The 21,587-nt window shown below is 67.8% G+C and carries 20 protein-coding genes; 9 read left to right on the top strand and 11 right to left on the bottom strand.

The features are described 5' to 3' along the window. The first annotated feature begins 32 nt into the window (after window positions 1-32). From LDO14_RS16260 to LDO14_RS16275, 4 genes are all read left to right on the top strand, one after another. Window positions 33-1,187 carry an LCP family protein gene (locus LDO14_RS16260; protein ID WP_223992580.1) on the top strand — a complete coding sequence of 385 codons (1,155 nt, stop codon included), beginning with the start codon at window positions 33-35 and terminating at the stop codon, window positions 1,185-1,187. Between the two features lie 219 nt (window positions 1,188-1,406). After that, window positions 1,407-3,092: an alkaline phosphatase D family protein gene (locus LDO14_RS16265; RefSeq protein ID WP_223992581.1), complete on the top strand. Its 1,686-nt coding sequence runs from the start codon at window positions 1,407-1,409 to the stop codon at window positions 3,090-3,092. Between the two features lie 161 nt (window positions 3,093-3,253). Next, complete coding sequence (locus LDO14_RS16270) at window positions 3,254-4,045, top strand: histidine phosphatase family protein (protein WP_223992584.1); 792 nt, start codon at window positions 3,254-3,256, stop codon at window positions 4,043-4,045. Next, window positions 4,014-4,970, top strand: a complete 957-nt coding sequence (locus tag LDO14_RS16275; protein ID WP_223992586.1) for an NAD(P)H-hydrate dehydratase — start codon at window positions 4,014-4,016, stop codon at window positions 4,968-4,970. Before LDO14_RS16270 ends, LDO14_RS16275 begins: the two co-directional genes overlap by 32 nt. A 177-nt stretch (window positions 4,971-5,147) precedes the next feature. Here LDO14_RS16275 and LDO14_RS16280 read toward each other — a convergent pair whose 3' ends face one another. From LDO14_RS16280 to LDO14_RS16295, 4 genes are all read right to left on the bottom strand, one after another. Then, window positions 5,148-5,570, bottom strand: coding sequence for an Hsp20 family protein (locus LDO14_RS16280; RefSeq protein WP_018768837.1), 423 nt, complete (start codon window positions 5,568-5,570; stop codon window positions 5,148-5,150). A gap of 238 nt (window positions 5,571-5,808) precedes the next feature. Continuing rightward, on the bottom strand, window positions 5,809-6,006 hold the full coding sequence (locus tag LDO14_RS16285) for a hypothetical protein (RefSeq protein ID WP_134164085.1): 198 nt from the start codon (window positions 6,004-6,006) through the stop codon (window positions 5,809-5,811). 92 nt (window positions 6,007-6,098) lie between these two features. Then, window positions 6,099-7,739 (bottom strand): FAD-dependent monooxygenase, encoded by a 1,641-nt coding sequence (locus tag LDO14_RS16290; protein WP_223992587.1) that lies wholly within the window; start codon window positions 7,737-7,739, stop codon window positions 6,099-6,101. A 13-nt stretch (window positions 7,740-7,752) separates the two neighbouring features. After that, on the bottom strand, window positions 7,753-8,319 hold the full coding sequence (locus LDO14_RS16295) for a hypothetical protein (protein WP_223992588.1): 567 nt from the start codon (window positions 8,317-8,319) through the stop codon (window positions 7,753-7,755). Between the two features lie 147 nt (window positions 8,320-8,466). On the opposite strand from LDO14_RS16295, the gene LDO14_RS16300 reads away from it, so the two are divergent. The 3 genes from LDO14_RS16300 (at window position 8,467) to LDO14_RS16310 (ending at window position 12,322) form a co-directional block, all read left to right on the top strand. Next, on the top strand, window positions 8,467-10,701 hold the full coding sequence (locus LDO14_RS16300) for a S9 family peptidase (protein WP_223992589.1): 2,235 nt from the start codon (window positions 8,467-8,469) through the stop codon (window positions 10,699-10,701). A gap of 213 nt (window positions 10,702-10,914) precedes the next feature. Further along, on the top strand, window positions 10,915-11,121 hold the full coding sequence (locus LDO14_RS16305) for a DUF2945 domain-containing protein (protein WP_018768841.1): 207 nt from the start codon (window positions 10,915-10,917) through the stop codon (window positions 11,119-11,121). A gap of 4 nt (window positions 11,122-11,125) precedes the next feature. Further along, on the top strand, window positions 11,126-12,322 hold the full coding sequence (locus LDO14_RS16310; RefSeq protein WP_223992590.1) for an FAD/NAD(P)-binding oxidoreductase: 1,197 nt from the start codon (window positions 11,126-11,128) through the stop codon (window positions 12,320-12,322). Here LDO14_RS16310 and LDO14_RS16315 read toward each other — a convergent pair. The 3 genes from LDO14_RS16315 to LDO14_RS16325 are packed head-to-tail and all read right to left on the bottom strand — an operon-like array spanning window position 12,319 to window position 14,463. Next, complete coding sequence (locus tag LDO14_RS16315) at window positions 12,319-12,885, bottom strand: GNAT family protein (RefSeq protein WP_223992591.1); 567 nt, start codon at window positions 12,883-12,885, stop codon at window positions 12,319-12,321. The two genes, LDO14_RS16310 and LDO14_RS16315, sit on opposite strands and share 4 nt — an antisense overlap. 5 nt (window positions 12,886-12,890) lie before the next feature. Next, complete coding sequence (locus LDO14_RS16320; RefSeq protein WP_223992592.1) at window positions 12,891-14,051, bottom strand: acetate kinase; 1,161 nt, start codon at window positions 14,049-14,051, stop codon at window positions 12,891-12,893. 55 nt (window positions 14,052-14,106) lie between these two features. After that, window positions 14,107-14,463, bottom strand: a complete 357-nt coding sequence (locus tag LDO14_RS16325) for a VOC family protein (RefSeq protein WP_223992593.1) — start codon at window positions 14,461-14,463, stop codon at window positions 14,107-14,109. A gap of 111 nt (window positions 14,464-14,574) precedes the next feature. Between LDO14_RS16325 and LDO14_RS16330 the strand changes: the two genes are divergently transcribed. Beyond that, window positions 14,575-14,865 carry a hypothetical protein gene (locus LDO14_RS16330; protein WP_018768847.1) on the top strand — a complete coding sequence of 97 codons (291 nt, stop codon included), beginning with the start codon at window positions 14,575-14,577 and terminating at the stop codon, window positions 14,863-14,865. A gap of 86 nt (window positions 14,866-14,951) precedes the next feature. Here the strand turns inward: LDO14_RS16330 and LDO14_RS16335 are convergent, their stop codons facing one another. From LDO14_RS16335 to LDO14_RS16350, 4 genes are all read right to left on the bottom strand, one after another. Next, the gene (locus tag LDO14_RS16335) at window positions 14,952-16,151 is read right to left on the bottom strand and encodes a fumarylacetoacetate hydrolase (RefSeq protein ID WP_223992596.1); all 1,200 of its coding nucleotides are present in this window, start codon (window positions 16,149-16,151) and stop codon (window positions 14,952-14,954) included. Continuing rightward, a complete protein-coding gene (locus LDO14_RS16340; protein WP_223992597.1) occupies window positions 16,148-17,677 on the bottom strand; it encodes an aldehyde dehydrogenase (NADP(+)) in 1,530 nt (509 codons plus the stop codon). The genes LDO14_RS16335 and LDO14_RS16340 overlap by 4 nt, the downstream gene beginning before the upstream one ends. Next, a complete protein-coding gene (locus LDO14_RS16345; protein WP_056392707.1) occupies window positions 17,674-19,023 on the bottom strand; it encodes an L-fuconate dehydratase in 1,350 nt (449 codons plus the stop codon). Before LDO14_RS16345 ends, LDO14_RS16340 begins: the two co-directional genes overlap by 4 nt. Window positions 19,024-19,195: 172 nt before the next feature. Then, window positions 19,196-19,921, bottom strand: coding sequence for a GntR family transcriptional regulator (locus tag LDO14_RS16350; protein WP_223992599.1), 726 nt, complete (start codon window positions 19,919-19,921; stop codon window positions 19,196-19,198). 270 nt (window positions 19,922-20,191) lie between these two features. On the opposite strand from LDO14_RS16350, the gene LDO14_RS16355 reads away from it, so the two are divergent. Continuing rightward, window positions 20,192-21,523 (top strand): MFS transporter, encoded by a 1,332-nt coding sequence (locus LDO14_RS16355; RefSeq protein WP_018768852.1) that lies wholly within the window; start codon window positions 20,192-20,194, stop codon window positions 21,521-21,523. Window positions 21,524-21,587: the final 64 nt, after the last annotated feature.

The following is a 21,587-nucleotide window of genomic DNA, read 5'->3' on the forward strand; positions in this document are numbered from 1 at the left end:
GAACCCACCAAACACAATGAGGTGGAGGCGTCATGAGCATCCCAGGCGGTTCTGATCCATCCGGGCCCGGTAACTCCGGGAACTCCGGTTCCCTGCCGCCGGGTTCCTCCGGTTCCCACCGGCCGGCCTGGCTGGCGGCTCTGGGCCGCCGCCGCTGGGTCGCCGCCCTGGTGGTGCTGGCACTTGTGGTGGCTGCCGGAGTCGCGGTCTTCAGCCTGAGCCGCTCCGGCCAGCAAGCACAGCCTGCAGCCACCCAAACCGAATCGCCCAGCCCGACGCCGACGCCCACACCCACCCCGACTCCCTCTGAAACTCCCCCGCCCGCTCCTGCTCCCCCACCGCCGCCTGCCCCGATCCCGGACCTGCCCGCCACCCCGATGAACATCCTCGTCATCGGCAGCGACATCCGTGACACTCCCGCACGCGACGCCGCCGCCCACACTGCAGCCACCGGTGAACCCTCAGACCAGAGGGCGGACACCCTGATGGTGGTCCATGTCCCTGCCGACCGCCGGAACCTCTACCTCGTCTCCATCAACCGCGACAACTGGGTGGACATCCCCGGCTTCGGCAGCGCCAAGATCAATTCCGCGCTCCAGTATGGCGGGATCGACCTGCAAACCGCCACGGTGCAGCAGCTGCTGGGAATTACCATCGACCACACCCTGATGCTCGACTTTGGCGGGTTCAAGCTCCTGGTGGACGGCCTGGGCGGCATCGACGTCAATGTGCCGATGTCCTTCCAGTCCTCGATCGAAACCCAGCACGTCTTCACCCAGGGCATGAACCACCTGGACGGACAGGCCGCCCTGGAATTTTCCCGCGAGCGCTACGCGTTCTCCGACGGCGATTTCCAACGGGTCCGCGACCAGCAGATCATGCTCCGTGCCATCCTGGCCCGCCTCACCGGGGGCAGTGCCCTGAACGACGTGAACGCGGTGCGGTCGCTGGTTGATTTCGCCTCCTGCTGCCTCACCGTGGACAAGGGTTTCGATCCCGTCCAGGCAGCGATCCTGGCCTACAGCCTGCGCAACCTTGATGTGAACGCCATTGGCACCATGACGCTTCCGACGGCGGGCTCCGGATTCGTTGCCGGGCAGTCCGTACTGTTTCCCGACTATGGAGGGATCGCGGCCGTGGGTGCGGCACTTCGGGAGGGCCGGATCGGCGACTTCGCGAGGCCTTAGGGCACGCCAGCGACACGCTTAGTCACTGGCGACGCGCATATTCCCTGGCGCGGCGATATTTGGGGTGCGCAGATGACTTTGGGCGTCGCAGCGGAATTTGCGCGTCGCCACTGCGGCAATACGCTCCGGACGCGGCCGCCACGCCTTGTTCAGCAGCGGCTTACCCGGGGTTCACCAGCGGGACAGAGTCTGTGCGCCCGCCGGAGCGAACCTGAGGGCATGACTGAGAACTCCCGTGCCACCGTTTCACGCCGCACCGTCGTCAAGGGGTCGGTCCTGGCCGCCGCGCTCGCATCCGTCCCGGCCGCTGCCCAGGCGGGCACCACACCGTCAGGCGTCGCGCTGGTCCGCAACCGCCTGACCCTGCCCAGCGGCATCGCCACCGGCGACGTCACCTCCGATTCAGCCGTCCTGTGGTCCCGCGCGTCCGGCGCCGGCCGGATGACGGCAGTCCTGCGGGCAGTGGACGACGGCGGCCAGGTCCTGCGCGGGCGCGGCGCCTTTGAGCGGGTGCTCCGCGGGCCCCGGGCCACCCAGGCGTCCGATTTCACCGCCAAGATCCATGCGGGAAACCTGCCGTCCAACACCCGCTTCGCACTGGAAATCAGCTTCGAGGACGACGGCGGGGCGGCCGGCGAGACGGTCCGCGGCAGCTTCCGCACGGCGCCGGACGCCGGAACGATCAACGGCACGGGCCGCACCGGTGGCACCAGCAGCGGCGGCGACGTCCCGGCGTCGTCTGCGCAAAGCTTTGTGTGGACCGGCGACACCGCTGGCCAGGGGTGGGGCATCAACGAGGAGATCGGCGGGATGCGCGGCTACCGGGCCATGCACCAGACCCGCCCGGACTTCTTCATCCACTCCGGCGACACAATTTACGCCGACGGGCCCATCGCCGAAAGCGTGGTGGAAAAGGACGGCCAGGTGTGGCGGAACCTGGTGACAGAGGAGGTCTCCAAGGTGGCCGAAACGCTCACCGAGTTCCGCGGCCGGCACCGGTACAACTCCATGGACGCCAACATGCGGGCCATGTTCGCTGACGTCCCCGTGATCGCCCAGTGGGACGACCACGAGACCCACAACAACTGGTACCCCGGCCAGATCATCGATGACTCCCGCTACACGGTGCGGGACGTCAACACCCTGGCTGCCCGCGGCCGGCAGGCATGGCAGGAAAACATGCCCATCGCGGACAGCTCGGCCGTCTGGCGCCCGGGAACGTTCGACGACGCCGGCCAGTACCAGCCCGCCCGGATCTACCGGAAAATCAGCCGCGGACCGCAGCTGGACGTCTTCTGCCTGGACATGCGCACCTTCAAATCGCCCAACACGGACGGCAAGGAGCCTTACGCCACCTCCATCCTGGGCCAGGAGCAGGTGGACTGGCTGATCCGCGAAGTTTCGAAGTCAAAGGCGACCTGGAAGGTGATCGCCGCGGACCTGCCGCTGGGCATCGTGGTGCCGGACGGCCCGGTCAACCAGGAGAGCCTGTCCAACCGCGACGCCGGCGCCCCGTTGGGCCGTGAGCTGGAAATTGCCGCGGTGTTGAGCGCCTTTAAGCGCAACGGCGTGAAGAACACGGTGTGGCTCACCGCCGATGTGCACTACTGCGCCGCCCACCACTACTCCCCCGAACGGGCAGCCTTCACCGGCTTCGATCCGTTCTGGGAGTTCGTGGCCGGGCCCATCGCCGCGGGATCATTCGGCCCCAACACGATGGACGGCACGTTCGGGCCCGAGGTGGTGTTCTCGAAGGCAGGGCGCTTTGCCGGGGAGTCCCCGCGCGGCGGCGAAAACCAGTTCTTCGGGCACGTCCAGTTGGATGCGGACAACAGCTTCACCGTGAGCCTTCGCAACGCCAACGGAGCCACGGTGTTCTCCAAGGTCCTGACGCCGGAGCCGTAGCTTCGGGTCCCCGCGGCACTGTTGCTGCGCCGACGGCGGCCGCGCACCCATGGTGCGCGGCCGCCGTCGGCCGTTATTTTCCGCCGCCCCCTGGGTACGCCGTTGGTAGTGTTCCTGCAATCGGCACGGCATTTCGGGCACGGCGAGGACGGGGTGGTTTCTTGAAGGGTGAATCAGCAAACGACGACGGCCTGACGGAGGCCGTCCAGCAGGCCGGGGCCGTGGAGCTGCTCCTGGTCCGGCACGGCGAGAGCGAGGGCAACGTGGCGGCCACCGAGGCCCGTGCGGCCGGAGTGGAGGTCATCGAGGTTCCGGCCCGTGATGCGGACGTGGACCTGTCGGCAACCGGGAGGGAACAGGCCAAGGCGCTGGGTATCGCCCTGGGCCGGACCGCCGGGGAGTTCCGCCCTGACGCCGTGGTGTCCTCCCCCTATGCCCGTGCCCGCCAGACCGCTGAAATTGCGGTGGAAACAGCCGGCTGGCCGCTGCAGGTGCGCACGGACGAGCGGCTCCGCGACCGCGAACTCGGCATCCTGGACCGGCTCACGCGGCTGGGCGTGGAGAGCCGCTACCCCGAGGAATCCGAACGCAGGGATTGGCTGGGAAAACTGTATTACCGGCCGCCGGGAGGGGAATCCTGGGCGGACGTGGCGCTGCGGCTGCGGTCCGTACTGGCAGAGCTGAACGGCCTGGGCACCGGCCAGCGGGTGATGCTGGTGTGCCACGACGCCGTGATCATGCTGTTCCGGTACGTGCTGGAGGGGCTGAGTGAGAAGGAACTGCTGGACCTGGCAGCCACGGAGGCCATCCTCAACGCCTCGGTGACCCGGTTCGTCCGCCCCTCCGGCGTTGGGCCGTGGACGCTGGAGAGCTTCAACGTGGCCGACCACCTGGCCGAGCAGGGCGTCACCGTCACCGAGCATGCCGGAGACACCAGTGTCCGGCCGCGGTGAATCCTCCGGCGCCACCCTGGTGACGCCGTCGCTCCTGCGGGACTGGCCGCTGCCGGCACCGGGCGCGGACAAGTATTCCCGTGGCTCAGTGCTGGTGGTGGGCGGTGCCCGGGCCACCCCCGGCGCCGCCCTGCTGGCCGGCACGGCAGCGCTGCGCGCGGGCGCCGGAAAGCTGACCCTGGCCGTTGCCGGGTCGGTGGCCGTCCAGCTGGGGGTGGCGCTGCCCGAGTGCGGTTCCATCGGCCTGCCGGAGACTGCCGGCGGCTCGGTCAAACCGGAACTGGACAGCATCCACTCCTACGTGGACCAGGCGGATGCCCTCCTGGTGGGGCCCGGCCTGGACGACCCCGACCTTGCCGGTGAACTGCTGGAGGCGTTGCTTAAGCGCGAGGCCGGCGGCGACCACGGCGGTGGCGGCAACCCCGGTGGTGGCGCCGGCAGCAAGCAAGGCGCCGCCGTCGTCCTCGATGCCTACGCGCTGGCCGCGCTGGTACACCTGGAGGACCAGTTGGACCCGTGGCGCGGCCGCCTCATCCTCACACCGAATCCCACAGAGGCCGGCATCCTGCTGGGGCGGGACACGGATGACCTCGAGAAGGACCTGGCCGAAATCTGCGAACGGTTCGACGCCGTAGTCAGCTGCCAGGGGCTGATCACCCAGCCGCCAGGGCTGAACCCCGACGAGCCGGACCTGTGGAAGATCACCACGGGGTACGGCGGACTGGGCACCTCCGGCAGCGGGGACGTGCTGGCCGGGGCCATTTCCGGGGCCCGGGGAACCAGCAGCGCGCAGGCAGCCTGTTGGGGTACCCACCTGCACGCAGCCGCGGCAGACAGGCTGGCCAGCAGGCTGGGCCCGTTGGGGTTCCTGGCCCGTGAACTTGCCGACGAACTGCCGGCCCTGATGCTGGAACTGGGCACCTGACCCTTGACGTGGACCGCCCGGACATGCGGACGGCCCCCGGCCAAAGCCGGGGGCCGCCGTGTCGGGAGGTCAGGGCCTACGCTGCCGTTGCGCTGTTTGGCGCTGTGGCGTGCACAGAATGGCGATTCGCCCCAAAAAGGCAGTCAACAGATATGGCCGCCTCCCGGTCCTTAAGGTCTAGGCAGCGATTTCCTGCTTTTCCCCCTTCGTTTCGATTTCGATCTTGCGCGGCTTGGCCTTTTCGGCGACCGGGATCCGCAGCGTCAGGACACCGGCGTCATAGCTGGCCTTCACCTTCTCTGTGTCCAAGGTGTCGCCAAGAATCAGCTGGCGGCTGAAGACGCCGCGCGGCCGCTCAGCGGCAATCAGCTCGGTATCCTTGCCAGCGGGATCGGGACGCTCCGCCCGCACCGTCAGGACGTTCCGTTCGACATCCAGGTCCACCGAGTCCGCCGTGACACCCGGCAAATCAAAGGCCACGACGAATTCCTGGTCCTCGCGCCATGCATCCATCGGCATCGCCGCCGGACGTGCAGTGGTTCCGAGGACTTGCTGGGTTAGCCTGTCCAGCTCGCGGAACGGATCGGTTCGCATCAACATGGCTTCCCTCCTCGTGAGAGTTGATCCAACATCCACGTCAGTCGATCTATATTCGCTGACATAGATTTTTTAGCACCGTGGAAGCAGGTCCGCAAGGGGTTTGGGTGCCGATTCCTGAAGAATTTTTCGGTCCTGCAGGCTTCGGATTTCCGCCTTTATCCGGGCACACGGAAGGGGCCTCTTGCACAGCTCCTGCTGTGCAAGAGGCCCCTTCCGGACTAGGTTCTGGCTTCTCCGGTCAGTCCCTGGTGGGGTCCGGACGCAGCGGTGCGGGCCCTGGATCCGGGACGGGCAGCGGGCCTGGGGGCGCCGGCGCGGGGAACGGATTGGGAGACGGCGGGCCGGGCGGGCGCGGCTGGGTGGGATCCGGCGATGTGGGCTCCGGACCGGGTTCGGGCGGAAACGGCTCGGGTTCGTGCACTGGCGGGATGGTCATGGAACTTCCCCTCTCACGCTGGGCGGATGTGCCTTGAACTGAACAGAATACGCCTGCGGCCCGCCGGCAACTACCCTCCAGTCCGGCGCCGTTTAGTACAGCGTTGATTGGTCCGGGACGGCGCCGACCAGCCGCAGCCAGTCGCGCAGCTGGGCGGAGCCTGCCTCCCCACAGCGGAAACCGACGTATCCGTCCGGGCGGACCGCCACAACGCCCCGGCCCGGGTGGCTGTCGAGGCGGTGGACATGGAGCAGGGGACCGGGTCCCGCCCCTGCCCGCAGGGTGGGGTCTTCACCCAAGGTGCCAGGGCCGGCGTCGCGTTCCAGCAAAAGGTGGACGCCGGGCACGGCGGTCAGTTCGTGAAGGCGGGCCGCCCGCCCGCCGACCGTCACGGGTGCATCCGGCAGCCGCTCACCGGGCCTCGGCCACCCGGCGGCGCGCGGCGTGCCGTCCAGGGAGATGGCACTGTTCCGGTAGCGCACGAATGGCTGGGACAACAGCCTGATGCCCTGGGAGGTGAGCCACTGCCGGCGGAGCAGCACCGGCAGGACCGGAGCGAAGACGGGCAGGAGGCTCCGGGCCAGGCCGGCCACCGGGTGCGGCGAGGCTTCGCCGAAGAAGATGACGTGCGTCAGCGCCAGCACGCGCCGGGCCGCGAGCCGCCGCTCGTGCCCATAGGTTGCCAGCAGTTCCGGGAGCGGCCCGCCTGCCGTCGAGGCGAAACCGAGCTTCCACCCGAGGTTGAGGGCGTCCAGGATGCCGTTGTTCATGCCCTGCCCGCCCGCAGGCGAGTGGGCGTGCGCGGCGTCGCCGGCGAGGAAGAGCGGAGTGTTTCCGAACGTACTGGCCAGGCGGTGTTGAAGCGGGACCTGGGCTGACCAGCGCACGTCCCGGACCGCAGCACCCAGTCCCGACTCCCCCATCAGGCGGGCCACTTCATCCGGCGGAACGGGCGGACCCAGCTGTCCGAAGCCGGCGGTGGATTGCGGCAGCGCCGGCCGGGTGGCCAGCATCCGCCAGGTGGCGCCCTCGCCCAGCGCGAAGAGGAAGGCCAGTCCCCCGGTCCCGACGGCCACGTGCAGCAGGCCAGGGTCCAGGGTGCCATCAAGCTCCAGGTCTGCCAGGACCGCCTCCACCCGGTACGGGGCACCCCGCCACTGCGCGCCGGTGAAGCCGCGGACCGTGCTGGACTGCCCGTCGCATCCGGCCAGGAACCGGGAAGCGTGGCCGCCGGCTCCGCCCCCGGCGTCGCGAAGCTCCGCATGCACCAGGCCAGGCCCCGGGCCACCGCCGGTATCCAGGGTGCCCTCCGGTCCCAGTCCGCAGAACTCCACGCCCCAGTCCACCGGCACGCCCCTGGCCTGCAGTGCCTGCCAGAGCACGTCCTCGACGTCGGCCTGCCGGACCAGGGTCAGGTGCGGAAAGGCGGTATCCGGGAGGTCAGCGTGGCCCAACCGGGCTTCGACCACGCGCCGGCCGAAGTGTATGCGTGCCAGGGGCGTGGTGTCGGCCCGGTCCAGCAACGCGTCGGTCACGCCCAGCGGGCGAAGGCCCTCCAGTGCCCGTGCATGCAGCATCATCGCCCGGGACGGCCGGACACGGTGTTCGCGCCGGTCCACCACCCTGACCGTGGCTCCGTGGGCGTGCGCCTGGAGGGCCGTGGTGAGCCCGGCGGGACCGGCGCCTACCACCAGAAGGTCGGTGTCCGCCGTCGTGCGTTGCCTGCCTGCCATACCCGCCCGGCCGTCATGCCTGGCCGAGAAGCCGCCACCAGGCGTGGTCCTGGGTGGCTGCTGCTTCCTGCATCCGGGCGGGGTTTGCGAGCACCTCGTCGCGGCGCAGCCCGGGAACCACTTTGTAGCTGATGGACCCGGGTACGCTGACCAGTTCCAGGACCCGCCAGAGGGCCGCAGCGTAGCTTCGCGCCCGCTCGGCACCGTCCCATTCGTACAGGCCGCGGTAGGCACCGAAGGTGTCGTGGGCGCACCACAGCTTGGAAACAAAGCCCGGGAACCCGACGAAGAGCGGGGTGTTCAGCAGGCTTTCCGCCTCGAAAAGGCGGTGCATCCGGCCCCGGACCAGGCGCAGCGTGAAGGCCACCACCAGGATGCAGGGCTCGCCGGGCTGCCGGTCGACGGCGGTCTCCCGGTAGACCCGCGAGGTGCTGCCGTCAGCGAAGCGCAGCACCCGGCCCACGTTTTCCTTGGGAAGATGCACCTGCCTGCGGACCAGCATCACGCACGACGTTCCCATGCAGCGGGTCACCGCCAGCCATGCTTTGGCGCGGGGAGCCGGTCCGGATTCGGGGGTCATGGTTTCTCCTTTTCCCTGCGGGACCCTTTCAGGGTGCCGGGAACCGCGGGTAGGATCCCAGAGTCTTTCGCCCCATTCGGGGCGTCCCTTCTCCCCCGGTAGCGAACGGCCTGCCGACTTGTCCGGGCTGGTCTATATATTGAATCCATGACCTCCACCTCCCTGCAGGATTCCACCGGCACTGCCACCCCGGCGCCCCCGGTTGCCAAGAAGATCCCCACCGAACGCACCCACCACGGGGAGACGTTCGTGGACAACTACGAGTGGCTGCGGGACAAGGAATCGCCGGAGGTCGTGGAGCACCTGCGGGCCGAAAACGCGTACCAGGAAGCCGTCACCGCGCACCAGGAGCCGCTCCGCGAGGCCATCTTCCAGGAGATCAAGGGCCGCACCCAGGAAACAGACCTCTCCGTTCCACACCGCAAGGACGGCTGGTGGTACTTCAGCCGCTCCGCGGAGGGCAAGGAATACGGCATCCACTGCCGGGTCAAGGCGCAGGACACCGGAGACAAGGTGGCGGACTGGACTCCGCCCGCCGTGGAACCCGGCCTGCAGATCCCCGGCGAGGAAATCCTGCTGGACGGCAACGTGGAAGCCGAAGGCAAGCCGTTCTTCTCCATAGGCGGCACCGCCGTCACGGTTGACGGAACCCTCTATGCCTACGCAGTGGACAACTCCGGAGACGAACGCTTCACCCTCCGGATCAAGGACCTCCGCACCGGTGAACTGCTGCCGGATGCCATCGAAAACATCTTCTACGGCGTGGCGTTCTCCCCGGACGGCACCCGTATCTTCTACACAGTGGTGGACGAGTCCTGGCGCCCGTACCAGGTGAAGGCGCACGTCCTGGGCACACCCGTGGCCGACGACGTTGTGGTGTACCAGGAGGACGACCCCGCCATGTGGCTGGGCTTCGAGCTCTCCGCGGACCGGCGCTACCTGGTGCTGGGCATTGGATGCTCGGAGTACAGCGAAACCCGGCTGCTCCGTTTCGACGACCCCACCGGAACCGTCAGCACGGTGATCTCGCGGGATGAACGCATCCTGTATGAGGCCGAGCCCTTCCTGCTCGACGGCCCCGACGGGAAAACCGAGAAAATCCTGCTCACGCACAACCACGGCGCCATCAACTCCATGGTCTCCCTGGCTGACGCGGAAGAACTCCACAAGCCGCTGGCAGAACAGACCTGGCAGACCATCGTGGAACATTCCGGCGACGTCCGCGTCAACGGCGCCGGTGTCACCGCCACGCACCTGGTCGTGTCCATCCGCAAGGACACCATCGAGCGCGTCCAGGTGATGGGGCTGGCCGGCCTGGGCACGCCTGCGCAGCAGGCGCCGGTGGAGCCGGCGTTCGACGAGGAGCTGTACACGGCGGGGGTGGGCGGTTCGGACTACGAGGCACCCGTGATCCGGCTGGGCTACACGTCCTACTTCACGCCGTCCCGCATTTACGACTTCGTCCTGCCCACCCCGGAGCAGCCCACCGGCGAACTGCTGCTCCGCAAGGAGAGCCCCGTGCTGGGTGGCTATGACGGAAGCGATTACGTGGCCACCCGGGAATGGGCCACCGCAGGTGACGGCACGCGCATCCCGCTGTCGGTCCTGCGGCACAAGGCCGTCAAACAGGATTCGACGGCGGCCGGCCTGGTGTACGGGTACGGCTCCTACGAGATGAGCATGGACCCCGGCTTCGGAGTAGCACGGCTGTCCCTGCTGGACCGCGGTGTGGTGTTCGTGATCGCCCACATCCGCGGCGGCGGCGAGCTGGGCCGGCACTGGTACGAGGACGGCAAGAAGCTCACCAAGAAGAACACCTTCACCGACTTCGTGGACGCCACCGACTGGCTGGCGGACTCGGGCTGGGTGGATCCCTCCCGCATCGCCGCCCTGGGCGGTTCGGCCGGTGGACTCCTGATGGGTGCCGTGGCCAACATGGCACCGGAGAAGTACGCGGCCATCGTGGCGCAGGTGCCGTTCGTGGACCCGCTCACCAGCATCCTGGATCCGGACCTGCCGTTGTCCGCGCTGGAGTGGGAGGAGTGGGGCAATCCCATCACGGACCCGCTGGCCTACGCCTACATGAAGTCCTACTCCCCCTACGAAAACGTGCGGGCGGTGGCCTACCCCAAGATCGCCGCGGTGACGTCCTTCAACGACACCCGGGTCCTGTACGTGGAGCCGGCCAAGTGGGTGCAGGAACTGCGGAACAAGACCACGGGGTCCGAACCTATCGTGATGAAGATCGAGATGGACGGTGGCCACGGCGGCGCGTCCGGACGGTACGTGCAGTGGCGCGAGAGGGCCTGGGACTACGCCTTCATCGCCGATTCCCTGGGCGCAACAGAACTGCTGCCCGGAGCCGGCCTGAAGCAGGACTGAAACGTACGACGGCGGGCGCGTCCCGCCGTCGTACGCTTTCCTTCGCCAGCCCTGCGGCAGGCACTGCTTCAGGGCTGGTTCCCTTCGTGACGGGACCGCCGCCCACCTGCTCAGAGGCGGTGACAGAGGAATTCCCTGTCAATGCGCCCATAAGCTAACCATGCTTACTATTGGGGGGCACTTGTTTTCCGCAGGGATCCCAGAGGAGCAGGCATGTCATTGAGCAAGGGAACGCATGTGGAGTGGAACACTTCGCAGGGCAAGACGCACGGCAAAATCGTCGAAAAAAAGACCAGCGACTTTGAACTCGACGGCAACACGCACCGCGCCACTGAGGACGAACCTCAGTATGTGGTGGAGTCGGACAAGACGGGTGCCCGCGCGGCGCACAAGGCATCCGCGCTGACCGAGAAGAAGTAGCGCCGTGGCTGCCCAGTACGAGGTAGTCATCATCGGCGGCGGAAACGCCGGCATCTCCCTGGCAGCCCGGCTGCAGCGGTACGGGGTCAAGGACGTGGCTGTCATCGAGCCCAAGGACCATCACCTCTACCAGCCGCTGTTTTCGCATATCGCAGGAGGCCGCGCCCAGGCACAGGAAGCCATCCGCTCGCAGGAATCCGTGACGCCCCAGGGCGTGACGTGGATCCATGACGCCGCCGCGGGCATTGATGCCGCCGCCAACACGGTCACCCTGGCGTCCGGTTCCACCGTGGCCTACGGGCAGCTGGTGGTGTGCCCCGGGCTGCAATACGACTGGGACGCGGTACCGGGCCTGGCCGAGGCCGTGCACTCGCCCTCCGGCGCCTCCCACTACGAGTTCGAACTGGCGTCCAAGGCCTGGACGCTGCTCCGCAGCATGACGTCCGGCACCGCCGTTTTCACCATGCCGGCGGGCCCCATCAAGTGCGGCGGCGCTGCCCAGAAACCCATGTACCTGGCCTGCGACTACTGGCGGGAACAGGGCCTCCTGGACCGGATCCGCGTGGTGATGGTCCAGCCTTACCCCACCGTTTTCGGGGTCCCGGAGGTGGACCGCGAACTGGACCGCAAGATTGCGGAGTACGGCATCGAACTGCGGACCAACAGCGAATTGGTTGGCGTGGATGCTGCAGGCCAAACAGCCACCATCCGGGATCTTGCCGCCGGTACCGTGGAGAACCTGCACTACGACGTCCTCAACGCCGTCCCGCCGCAGTCGGCCCCGGACTGGCTCAAGGCCACGGACCTGCCGGCCGCCGGTGACACGGGCGGCTTCGTGGAGGTGGATTGGCAGACCCTTCGGCACCTCCGCTACCCCAACGTGTGGTCCCTGGGCGATGCCGCAGGCACCACCAACTCCAAATCCGGCGGGGCGCTGCGCAAGCAGACCAAAGTGGTGGCCAAGAACCTGGTGGCAGCCCGGAAAGGCAAGCGGCTGCCGGCGAAGTACAACGGCTACTCGGTGTGCCCGTTCACGGTGTCACGGGACACGGTGGTGTTCGCCGAGTTCGATGACCGTTACCGCCCCATGCCCACCCTTCCGCGGGTGCCCACCTGGAACGAAAGCAAGTTCTCATGGGTTGTGGACCGGGACCTGTTCCCGAAGATCTACTGGAACCTGATCCTCAAGGGCAGGGCCTAAAGCTCACCGCCGGAACCGATGCGCCATTCATCGGCCAGGATGGCATAGATGAGCTCAGTGGCCCACTGGCCCTTGTAATGCCACTTGTCGATGTGCCGCGCCTCCAGCCGCATGCCCAGCCGGCCGCACACTGACGCCGACGCCACATTGAGTTCATCCAGCCGGGCTTCAATCCGGTGCATGCCCAGTTCCCCGAAGCCCAGCTGGAGCATGGCCCGGGCGGCCTCCGTGCCGTAACCCTTACCGCGTGCTCCGGGCGCCAGTGTCCACCCGACTTCGCCCTGGCCGAGTCCCGGCAGCCATTTGAGCACCACCTCCCCCTGCAGCCCGGGCTCATTCACTGCCTCGATGGCGAGGGCCACCCAGTCGCCCTCCTTCTCGAAGGCAAAGTTGGCGTACCGGCCCACCCGCTCCATCGACTGGGTGTAGCTCTTGGCCGGGCCGGGCAGGAACCGGGCGGTCTCCGGCAACGAGTGGTAGGCGTGGAAGGCTTCAAGGTCACCGCCGTCAAAACGGCGGAGTACCAGCCGTTCGGTGCGGATCGGCAGGGAAATGTCAGGCATGGGGCTTATCGGCCGGCGGAGACGACGGCGGCTGTTGCCTCTGCGATGGCGCGTTCCTCATCCGTGGGGACCACCAGGACGGGAATCGCGGACGAGGGCGTGGAAATGACGCGCGGTTCCTTGGACCGCCGGGAGTTCAGGCCGCCGTCGAGCTCGATGCCCAGGGCGCCCAGCCGGTCCGCCACCTGCGCCCGGAACTGGGAGGAGTTCTCGCCGATCCCCGCGGTGAACACCAGAGCCTTGGCCCCACCGACTGCCACATGGTAGCCGCCGATGTATTTGGCCAGCCGGTAGGATGCCACCGCGAGCGCCATCGTGGCTTTTTCGTTCCCGGACTCGGAGGCTTCCACTACCGAGCGCATGTCGTTGTTGCCGGCCAGGCCCTTCAGCCCCGATTCCCGGTTGAGCATGGTGTCGATGTCCTCGGGCGTCCAGCCGGCGCGGCCAAGGAACACCAGGATGGAAGGGTCAAGGTCGCCGGAGCGGGTGCCCATGACCAGGCCCTCCAGCGGGGTGAAGCCCATGGAGGTGTCCACCGACTTCCCGCCGCGGATGGCGGTCACGGAGGCACCGTTGCCCAGGTGCGCGATGACGCCGTCGAACTCCTCAGCGGGAAGGTCCAGCAGGGCGGCCGACCGGCGCGCCACGTACTCATGGGAGGTCCCATGGAAACCGTAGCGGCGGATGCCGTGGTTGGTGTACAGCTCGTCCGGGACGGCGTAGCGCCACGCGTGCTCGGGCAGGGTGCGATGGAAGGCGGTGTCGAACACGGCCACCTGCGGCATTTTGGGCCACTTTTTGGTGATGGCACGGATGCCCAGCACGTTGGCGGGGTTGTGCAGCGGCGCCAGCGGGTTGAGGCGTTCGATGGCGCGGGTGATCTCGTTGTCCACCAGGACGGGTTCGGCGAACCGCTCGCCGCCGTGGACCACCCGGTGCCCCACCGCACCGAGCTCAAGGCCGCCCAGTTCCCGGTGGATGGCCGCGTCCACCTGCTCCAGCGCCTCCGCGTGGTCCCGCGGGCCCTCGATCTCGCCGTCCCCGCCGCCGCCGTTGCCCATGCCGATCTTCTCGATCAGCCCCTCGGTGAGGACCGTTCCGGCTGCCACGTCACGGACCTGGTACTTCAGGGAGGACGAACCGGAGTTGATGACGAGCACGAGCATGCGGGGCCTCCTCAGCCTGGCGTCTGCAGTTCAACCCCCACTATAGGTTGAGCCGCTATCGGTCGGTGAGCAGCAGCGTGTTGCCGTCCGGGTCCTGCGCCGTGAAGAAGAGGCATACCTCCGGAGACCCCTCGATGGCACCGACCGGAACACCGCTTTCCGCCAGCACGGCATGCGTTCCAGTCAGGTCGTCCACCATGAAATTGCAGGTTGCCCACGCCAGCCCGGGGGCGGCCTTGATGCCGCTGTCCGGGCCCATCAGCGTGACGGACGCGGTTCCCGCAGCGGTGAGGACTGCTGAGAAGGTGTTCGCCTCCGCGACGCTGAGTCCAAGAAACCGGCGGTACCAGTCGGCCGCGGCGTGTGGGTTGCGGACAGGGATGAAGGCAGTGGTGATGGCTGTTCCGGGCATGCCAGCGATGTTAGCCGAGGGGAACATCGGGTCGGGCCCTTCCTTGCGGATCAGGCCCCGCTGTGCCTATGGTCGGCGGACAAGGCTGGACCACGCCGAGAGGACAATTCCATGACGAACGAGCCCAATTCGATCGACGAGAACGACCCCACCAACACGGGATCCAGCAGCACCGCCCCGCTCAACGCCGGAACGGGATCCGGCGGCAAGGGTGATCCCACGGGAGTGGAGGGCGCCAATCCGGCCCTGGACGACACCGGCAACCTCAAGGCCGCAGAGACCGGGGAAGCGCCGGAGGCGCCCGAGAACCGGGAGGACCTGGACCTCACCCCGCAGGGCCTCTCCGACGAGCCTGCCAAGGAAGAGGATCAGGAGAGCCTGGCCAAGCCGGACAACAGCTAAGCACCGCAGGCACCAAAGCACCCCATGAACAACGTACGACGCCGGCACTCACCAAAGTGCCGGCGTCGTACGTTGTTGCACCACCGCTAGGCCCGCGCCTCCTGCTGCTGCGCGGCCAGGTATGCGAACAGCCGGCGCAGGCCGAATGACCACTCCGGCAGTTCCTCACAGGGCCCCACCCGGTTGATCAGGGCACCCAGGTGCCGGCTGCGGATGGTCACCCGGTCACCGTGTTTGTGGGTGAAGCCCTGTCCCGGCACGTCGCGGTCCTGCGTCGGGGCAAACAGGGTCCCCGTATACAGCGCGAACCCGTCCGGGTACTGATGGTGCTTCCCGTGCGTCGCCGCCACGAGCTCCTCGAAGGGCCTGCTGATCCGGGACACGCTGTTCCGGCCTTCCAGCAGGTAGCCGTCCGGGCCTTCGACGCGCAGCAGGATCTCCTCGCCGCGCAGCGTGTCCAGGGTGAATTGCCCGTCGAACAGCCGGATCAGCGGTCCCAGCGCGCTGGAGGCGTTGTTGTCCTTGGCCTTGCCCAGCAGCAGCGCGCTCCTGCCCTCAACATCACGCAGGTTCACGTCGTTGCCGAGCGTCGCACCCACCACTGTGCCGCCGGAGGTGGCGATCAGGACCAGCTCCGGCTCCGGGTTGTTCCAGGACGAGAAGGCCGGGATGCCGATGCCCGCGCCCAGGCCTACCGAGGAGAGGACCGGGGCCTTGGTGAAGACTTCCGGGTCCGGACCGATCCCCACTTCCAGGTACTGCGACCACAGGCCTTCGGAGATCAGGACGCGCTTGGCTTCGGCGGCTTCCGGCGATCCCGGCCGCAGGGCGGAAATGCTTCCACCCAGGGCGCGCCCCACCAGTTCCCGGACCTCTGCTGCGCGTCCGGCGTCGCCCGCGCAGCGCTCCTCGATGACGCGCTCGATCATGCTGTCCACGAACGTGACGCCGCAGGCCTTGATGACCTGGAGGTCCACGGGGGCCAGCAACCGGGTCCGGGTGCTGTCACCCTCCAGGGACGCCTTGACGACGCCGGCCGTGTCCCAACGCGGTTCCGCCAGGCCGGGATCTGCCAGGGCTGAGCGGACGGCGGCAGCGGGATCGGGCAGCTCCAGGAGATCCGCGACCGTTCCGGCCAGGCGGTGCAGGTCAAAGACGCTGCCCCCGCTGACGGCCACAACGCGTGGTCCCCCGCTCTCCACATCCCAGACCCGCCCGATCAGCAGGGCCTGGTCCGCGTCCTCGGGGAGTATGGCGTGGACGTCTTCCGGGCCTGTGGCGTTCATTGCTTGTCCTCCTGGGTGGCCACAACCCCGGCTGCGGCGCCGGATGGGCGCTGCCAGACGCCATCCACCCTTTGCGGAACCTGCCAGGGATTGCTGTCCTGCAGGGGTTCGGGCAGCCGGTCCGCGGGAAAGTCCTGGTATGCCACCGGCCGCAGGAACCGGCGGACCGCCGCCGTGCCCACCGACGTGGTGGCCGAGGTGGTGGCGGGGTATGGCCCTCCGTGGTGCTGGGCGTAGCTGACGGTAACTCCCGTGGGCCAGCCGTTCCACAGGACCCGGCCGCTGATGTCCGCCAGCCGGGCAGCGAGCGCGGCGACGTCGTCGTCCGCTTCCGCCTGGAGCGTGGTGGTCAGCTGCCCTTCCAGCAGCCCGGCCAGGTCCGGCAACCCGGATTCGTCGTCGTACGCGACCACCAGGCTGGCCGGCCCGAACATCTCCTGGCGGAGCAGCTCCGGATTCTTCCGGACCTCGTCGGCAGTGGTGAGCAGGACGGTGGGGGCCGGCTCCTCGGCAAAGTCGCCTTCCACCAGGACGTCCACGCCGTCGGTGTCCCGGAGCCGGCTGACGGCATCGCAGTACCCGTCGTGCAGGCGGGGGCTGAGCAGCCGGGCGGGCGTGAAACCTGCCAGGGCCTGCGCCAGTTCGCGGCGAACGTCATCGGCCTGCCCCGCGGGGACGAACAGCAGCCCGGGCTTGGTGCAGAACTGGCCCATGCCCAGGGTGAACGAGGCAGCATAGCCGGCGAGGATGTCCGCCCGCCGCGCGGCCCAGGCCCTGCCCGTGACGAAGACGGCGTTGATGCCGCCCAGTTCACCGAAGAACGGAATGGGCTCCGGGCGGGCAGCGATGCGGTCGAGCAGGGCGCGGCCGCCCGCGGTGGAGCCGGTGAAACCGATGGCTTTCACCTGGGGGTGGTCCACCAGCGCCTCGCCTGCCTGCCGCCCGGTCACCATGGAGAACAGGCCCGACGGCGCACCTGCACCTTCCAGCGCATCGATCACGGTCCGCGCGGTCCGGGCCGCAAGCCCGGCGTGGGCGTCGTGGGCTTTGTGGACGACGGCGCAGCCGGCCGCCAGGGCCGACGCGCTGTCCCCGCCCATCACGCTGAACGCAAAGGGGAAGTTGGAGGCGCCGAAGACGCCCACAACGCCGAGCGGGACGTTGTAGCGCCGAAGGTCCGGGCGCGGGCCCATGGGCCAGTTGGGGTCGGCGTGGTCGATGGTGGCGTCGAAGTGCTCCCCGAGGCGGATTTCCGCCGCGAAGAGCCGCAGCTGGAACACGGTGCGCTTCAGTTCCCCTTCCAGCCTGGCCGTCCCGAGGTGTGTTTCGGCCACGGCGGTCTGCACAAGTCCCGCAGCGTCCTGCTCCAGGCCGGCGGCAATGGCTTCAAGCCAGCCGGCGCGCCGGTGCGGGTCCGCCAAACGGGCCTGTTCGAAGGCACGGTGGGCGGCGCCGACGGCGGCGTCGAGCTCCCCTGCGGTGGTGGGTCCGGCGAGGACGGCCGTTGCGTGGGGAGCCGCGGTCATCGGCCGGCTCCTGCCGCCGCGGCCAGGGATCCGCCGGTGACGGCGGCCCGGTTGCCCACTTCCTGCCAGCCTGCGCCGTTGGGGAATTCCCAGCGGGCGCGGGAGGCGGTGAGCATCTCGGCGCCCGTGCCGGGCAGTGCCGGGGCGGCATAGCGGCCGTCGATGATCCGGACGGGTTCGGCAAAGTGCTCGTGCAGGTGGTCCACGAATTCGATCATGCGGTTTTCCTGGCTGCGGCCCACCACGGCGTAGTCGAAGAAGGAGAAGTGCTGGACCAGTTCGCACAGGCCCACTCCCCCGGCGTGCGGGCAGACGGGGACCCCGAACTTGGCTGCCAGCAGCAGGATGGCGATGTTCTCGTTGACACCGGCCACACGGGTGGAGTCCAGCTGCAGGACGTCGATGGCGCCGGCCTGGAGGAGCTGCTTGAAGACGATCCGGCTCGCCACGGCCTCTCCGGTGGCCACCCGTACCGGGGTGACACCCTTGCGGATGTCGGCGTGGCCCAGGATGTCATCCGTGCTGGTGGGCTCTTCGATCCAGTAGGGGGTGAATTCGGCCAGCTGGTTGACCCACTCGATGGCCTCGGAGACTTCCCAGCGCTGGTTGGCGTCAATGGCGATGGGCAGGGCGCCCACCGCCTCACGGGCCAGGGCCATGCGCCTGCGGTCATCGTTGATGTCGCCGCCCACCTTGAGCTTGATCATGGAGAAGCCTTCCGCGGCCGCCTCCTTGCTCAGCCGGACCAGTTTCTCGTCGCTGTAGCCCAGCCAGCCCGGGGAGGTGGTGTAGGCGGGGAACCCGTTGTTCCGGAGCGACTCGATGCGCTGGGCTTTGCCTTCCTGGCCGGCGCGGAGGATCTCCAGGGCTTCCTCGGGGCTGAGGGCGTCACGGATGTGGGTGAAGTCCACCACGCTGACCAGTTCCTCCGGTGTCATTTCGGCAAGGAGGAGCCACAACGGCTTGTTTTCACGGCGGGCACGGATGTCCCACAAAGCGCTGACCAGGGCGCCGCAGGCCATCTGGGTCACGCCCTTCTCGGGTCCCAGCCAGCGGAGCTGGGAGTCGTGGACCAGGAGCCTGGACGCGCCGCCCAGGTCATAAATCAGCTCGTCGATGTCGCGGCCCACCAGCAGGCGTGCGTAGGCGTCAATCGCGGACGTGAGGATTTCATTGCCGCGGCCGCAACTGAAGATGAAGCCGTGGCCCTCATCGCCCGCGTCGGTGCGGATGACAACGTAGGCGGCGGAGTAGTCAGGGTCGACGTTGACCGCATCGGAACCGTCAAGTTCGAGGGATGTGGGGAAACGAACGTCCTGGGTCTTGATGGACGTGATGGAAGGCATGGAACTCAACTTTCGGTTTACGACTGCTGGGAGGGGAAAGATTCGATTCCTATACGAATTTCTAAAATCATATAGGACATGTGATCCAGGTCAAGACCTGCCCGGCAGGCATTCGCTTGCCCGGGCACACAAAAGCCCCGGCCCTGCAGGGCCGGGGCTGCGCCGCACTGGGCTAGCCGGTGATGATCCGCCTGCGCGGCGGGCCGCTGTCCTCCAGGGGGGCAAGTTCACCTTCGAAGGCCTGGGCAAACCTGTCGAAGGAGTTGCGGATATGGGTGGTCATGGCCGCCTCGGCCCGCTCCGGATCGCAGGCTTCAATCGCCTCACGCACGGCCGTATGCTCAGCCACCGTGATGGCGCCGTCCACATCTGCCGGGTAGAGCCGGAAGGTGTGCAGGTGGCAGTGCGTCTGGGCAAAGGCGTGCCGGACCACAGGATTTCCGGAGGCGGCCAGGATGGTGTCATGAAAGCGGGTGTCGTGCGCCACCAGATCCTGCCTCAGGTCCCTGCTGCGCTTCATGGTGCCCCGGAAGCCCGCCAGCTCCTTTTCCAGCGCGGCGGCCGGATTGGCAAGGCGGTCCACCGCCGCCGCACGCGCCGCCCAGGGCTCCACCAGGAGCCTGAACTCGAACAGCGAGCGCAGTTCCGGCAGGTCCAGGAGCGGGGTGGTGCTGTAGCCGCGGCCGGGGTTGTACACCACCAGGTTGTCGCCCTCGAGCCGCTGGAGCACCTCACGGACCGGGGTCTGCGAGACGCCAAGGCTGCGGGCCACGGCATCAATGTTGATGCGGGTGCCCGGAGCAATCCCGCCGTCCAGGATGGAGGCGCGCATGGCCGTGTAGACGTCGGGAACGGCTGCTTTGCCGCGCGGAACTTCGGATGGTTGACGTGGGGGCACGCAATTACCTCTTGAACTGGAGTGGACCGGGTTGAACCGGGGCACCCGGTTGCACGGGCGCCGGTTGGAGTGAAGCTGCTGGGGGAATCATAAGCCACCCGCCGCCGGCAGCTTCTCCGCAGGCTTTCCAAAAGCAACACTTGATCTGGATCACAAAATCTATATGATTAACCCGATTCCTATATGATTTTGGCGCAGATATCTTCCGCGTCTCCCCCTCCCGCACGTGCGCACCGCACCCGAAGCCATGTATATGTCGAAGGAGACCGCATGACTACGCTCGGAAGTAAAACAACCCTTGGCACTCCAGCCCGGCAGCCCCGCCTGATGACCCGCAAACGCTGGGTGATCATCTGGCTTGCCTTCATAGGCCTCAGCATCAACTACCTGGACCGTTCCAGCCTCAGCGTCGCACTGCCCTTCATGGGCAAAGACTTTGAACTCAGCGCCACCCAACAGGGCCTGATCTTTGCCGCCTTCTTTTGGGCCTACGACTTCTTCCAGCTCGCAGCGGGCTGGTACGTGGACAAGGTAGGCCCGCGCCGCTCGTTCTCATTGGCCGCCGTGTGGTGGTCCGTCTTCACCATGGTCACCGCCGCCGCATCCAGTTTCTGGTCCCTCTTCGCGGCGCGCTTCCTCCTCGGGGTGGGTGAAAGCCCGGCGCCCAGCACGGCCGCCAAGGTGGTGGCCACCTGGTTCCCGGTCCGCGAACGCGCCTTCGCCACCAGCATCTGGGACTCCGGCTCGCGCGTCGGGGCCGTCATCGCCCTGCCGATCGTCACCCTGATCGTCGCCTTCACCTCCTGGCACGCGGTGTTCATCATCATCGGTGTCCTTGGAATCATCTGGGCCGCCGTGTGGTGGAAGTACTACCGCGGCCCGGAGGAGCACGCCGGCGCCAACGCCGCCGAAGTCAGCTACATCCAGGACGGCGGCGCCCGCGGCGCGGCAAGCGACGACGAAAGCGCAGCCAAACTCCCCTGGCGTTCGCTCTTCAAGTACCGCACCATCCTGAGCATGATGTTCGGCTTCTTCTGCCTGAACAGCGCCATCTATTTCTTCATCACGTTCTTCCCCAGCTACCTGGTCAAGGAACGCGGCTTCGACCTCCTCAAGCTCGGCTTCTTCGGCGCCATCCCCGGCATCTGCGCCGTCCTGTTCGGCTGGCTGGGTGGCTACCTGGCCGACCGTGCCGTGCGCGCCGGGTCCCCGGTCAGCAAGGTCCGCAAAACGGCCATCGCCGGCGGCCTGGCAGGCGGCTCCGTCATCATGTTTGCCGCACTGGTCCCGGAAGCCTGGATGGCCCTTGCCCTCCTGTCCGTCGCCTACTCCAGCCTCACCGTGGCGGCAACCGGAATCTGGTCCCTGCCGGCGGACGTTGCCCCAAGTTCACGGCACGTCGGCTCCATCGGCGGCCTGCAGAACTTCGCCTCCAACCTGGCCGGCATCTTCACGCCGATCCTGATCGGCGTGCTGGTGGACCAGACCGGATCCTTCGTGGCGCCGCTGGCCGTCATCGGCGCGATCTCCCTCATTGGCGCAGCCAATTACCTGTTCGTCATTGGCAAGATCGAGCCGCTGAAGGTCAAGGCAGCCGCCTAGGCCTTCCCAGCCGCCAGGCAAAAGTACGACGCCGGCACTTACCAAAGTGCCGGCGTCGTACGTT

Origin of the sequence: Arthrobacter sp. NicSoilB11 (genome assembly GCF_019977375.1) — a bacterium.
Classification (GTDB): Bacteria; Actinomycetota; Actinomycetes; order Actinomycetales; family Micrococcaceae; genus Arthrobacter.

What these genes read in the sequence shown, in the direction of transcription:
- LDO14_RS16260 (WP_223992580.1), top strand. Translation starts at nt 33, where the DNA reads ATGAGCATCCCAGGCGGTTCTGATCCATCCGGGCCCGGTAACTCCGGG.
- LDO14_RS16265 (WP_223992581.1), top strand. Translation starts at nt 1,407, where the DNA reads ATGACTGAGAACTCCCGTGCCACCGTTTCACGCCGCACCGTCGTCAAG.
- LDO14_RS16275 (WP_223992586.1), top strand. Translation starts at nt 4,014, where the DNA reads ATGCCGGAGACACCAGTGTCCGGCCGCGGTGAATCCTCCGGCGCCACC.
- LDO14_RS16280 (WP_018768837.1), bottom strand. Translation starts at nt 5,570, where the DNA reads ATGTTGATGCGAACCGATCCGTTCCGCGAGCTGGACAGGCTAACCCAG.
- LDO14_RS16285 (WP_134164085.1), bottom strand. Translation starts at nt 6,006, where the DNA reads ATGACCATCCCGCCAGTGCACGAACCCGAGCCGTTTCCGCCCGAACCC.
- LDO14_RS16290 (WP_223992587.1), bottom strand. Translation starts at nt 7,739, where the DNA reads ATGGCAGGCAGGCAACGCACGACGGCGGACACCGACCTTCTGGTGGTA.
- LDO14_RS16295 (WP_223992588.1), bottom strand. Translation starts at nt 8,319, where the DNA reads ATGACCCCCGAATCCGGACCGGCTCCCCGCGCCAAAGCATGGCTGGCG.
- LDO14_RS16300 (WP_223992589.1), top strand. Translation starts at nt 8,467, where the DNA reads ATGACCTCCACCTCCCTGCAGGATTCCACCGGCACTGCCACCCCGGCG.
- LDO14_RS16305 (WP_018768841.1), top strand. Translation starts at nt 10,915, where the DNA reads ATGTCATTGAGCAAGGGAACGCATGTGGAGTGGAACACTTCGCAGGGC.
- LDO14_RS16315 (WP_223992591.1), bottom strand. Translation starts at nt 12,885, where the DNA reads ATGCCTGACATTTCCCTGCCGATCCGCACCGAACGGCTGGTACTCCGC.
- LDO14_RS16320 (WP_223992592.1), bottom strand. Translation starts at nt 14,051, where the DNA reads ATGCTCGTGCTCGTCATCAACTCCGGTTCGTCCTCCCTGAAGTACCAG.
- LDO14_RS16325 (WP_223992593.1), bottom strand. Translation starts at nt 14,463, where the DNA reads ATGCCCGGAACAGCCATCACCACTGCCTTCATCCCTGTCCGCAACCCA.
- LDO14_RS16330 (WP_018768847.1), top strand. Translation starts at nt 14,575, where the DNA reads ATGACGAACGAGCCCAATTCGATCGACGAGAACGACCCCACCAACACG.
- LDO14_RS16335 (WP_223992596.1), bottom strand. Translation starts at nt 16,151, where the DNA reads ATGAACGCCACAGGCCCGGAAGACGTCCACGCCATACTCCCCGAGGAC.
- LDO14_RS16340 (WP_223992597.1), bottom strand. Translation starts at nt 17,677, where the DNA reads ATGACCGCGGCTCCCCACGCAACGGCCGTCCTCGCCGGACCCACCACC.
- LDO14_RS16345 (WP_056392707.1), bottom strand. Translation starts at nt 19,023, where the DNA reads ATGCCTTCCATCACGTCCATCAAGACCCAGGACGTTCGTTTCCCCACA.
- LDO14_RS16355 (WP_018768852.1), top strand. Translation starts at nt 20,192, where the DNA reads ATGACTACGCTCGGAAGTAAAACAACCCTTGGCACTCCAGCCCGGCAG.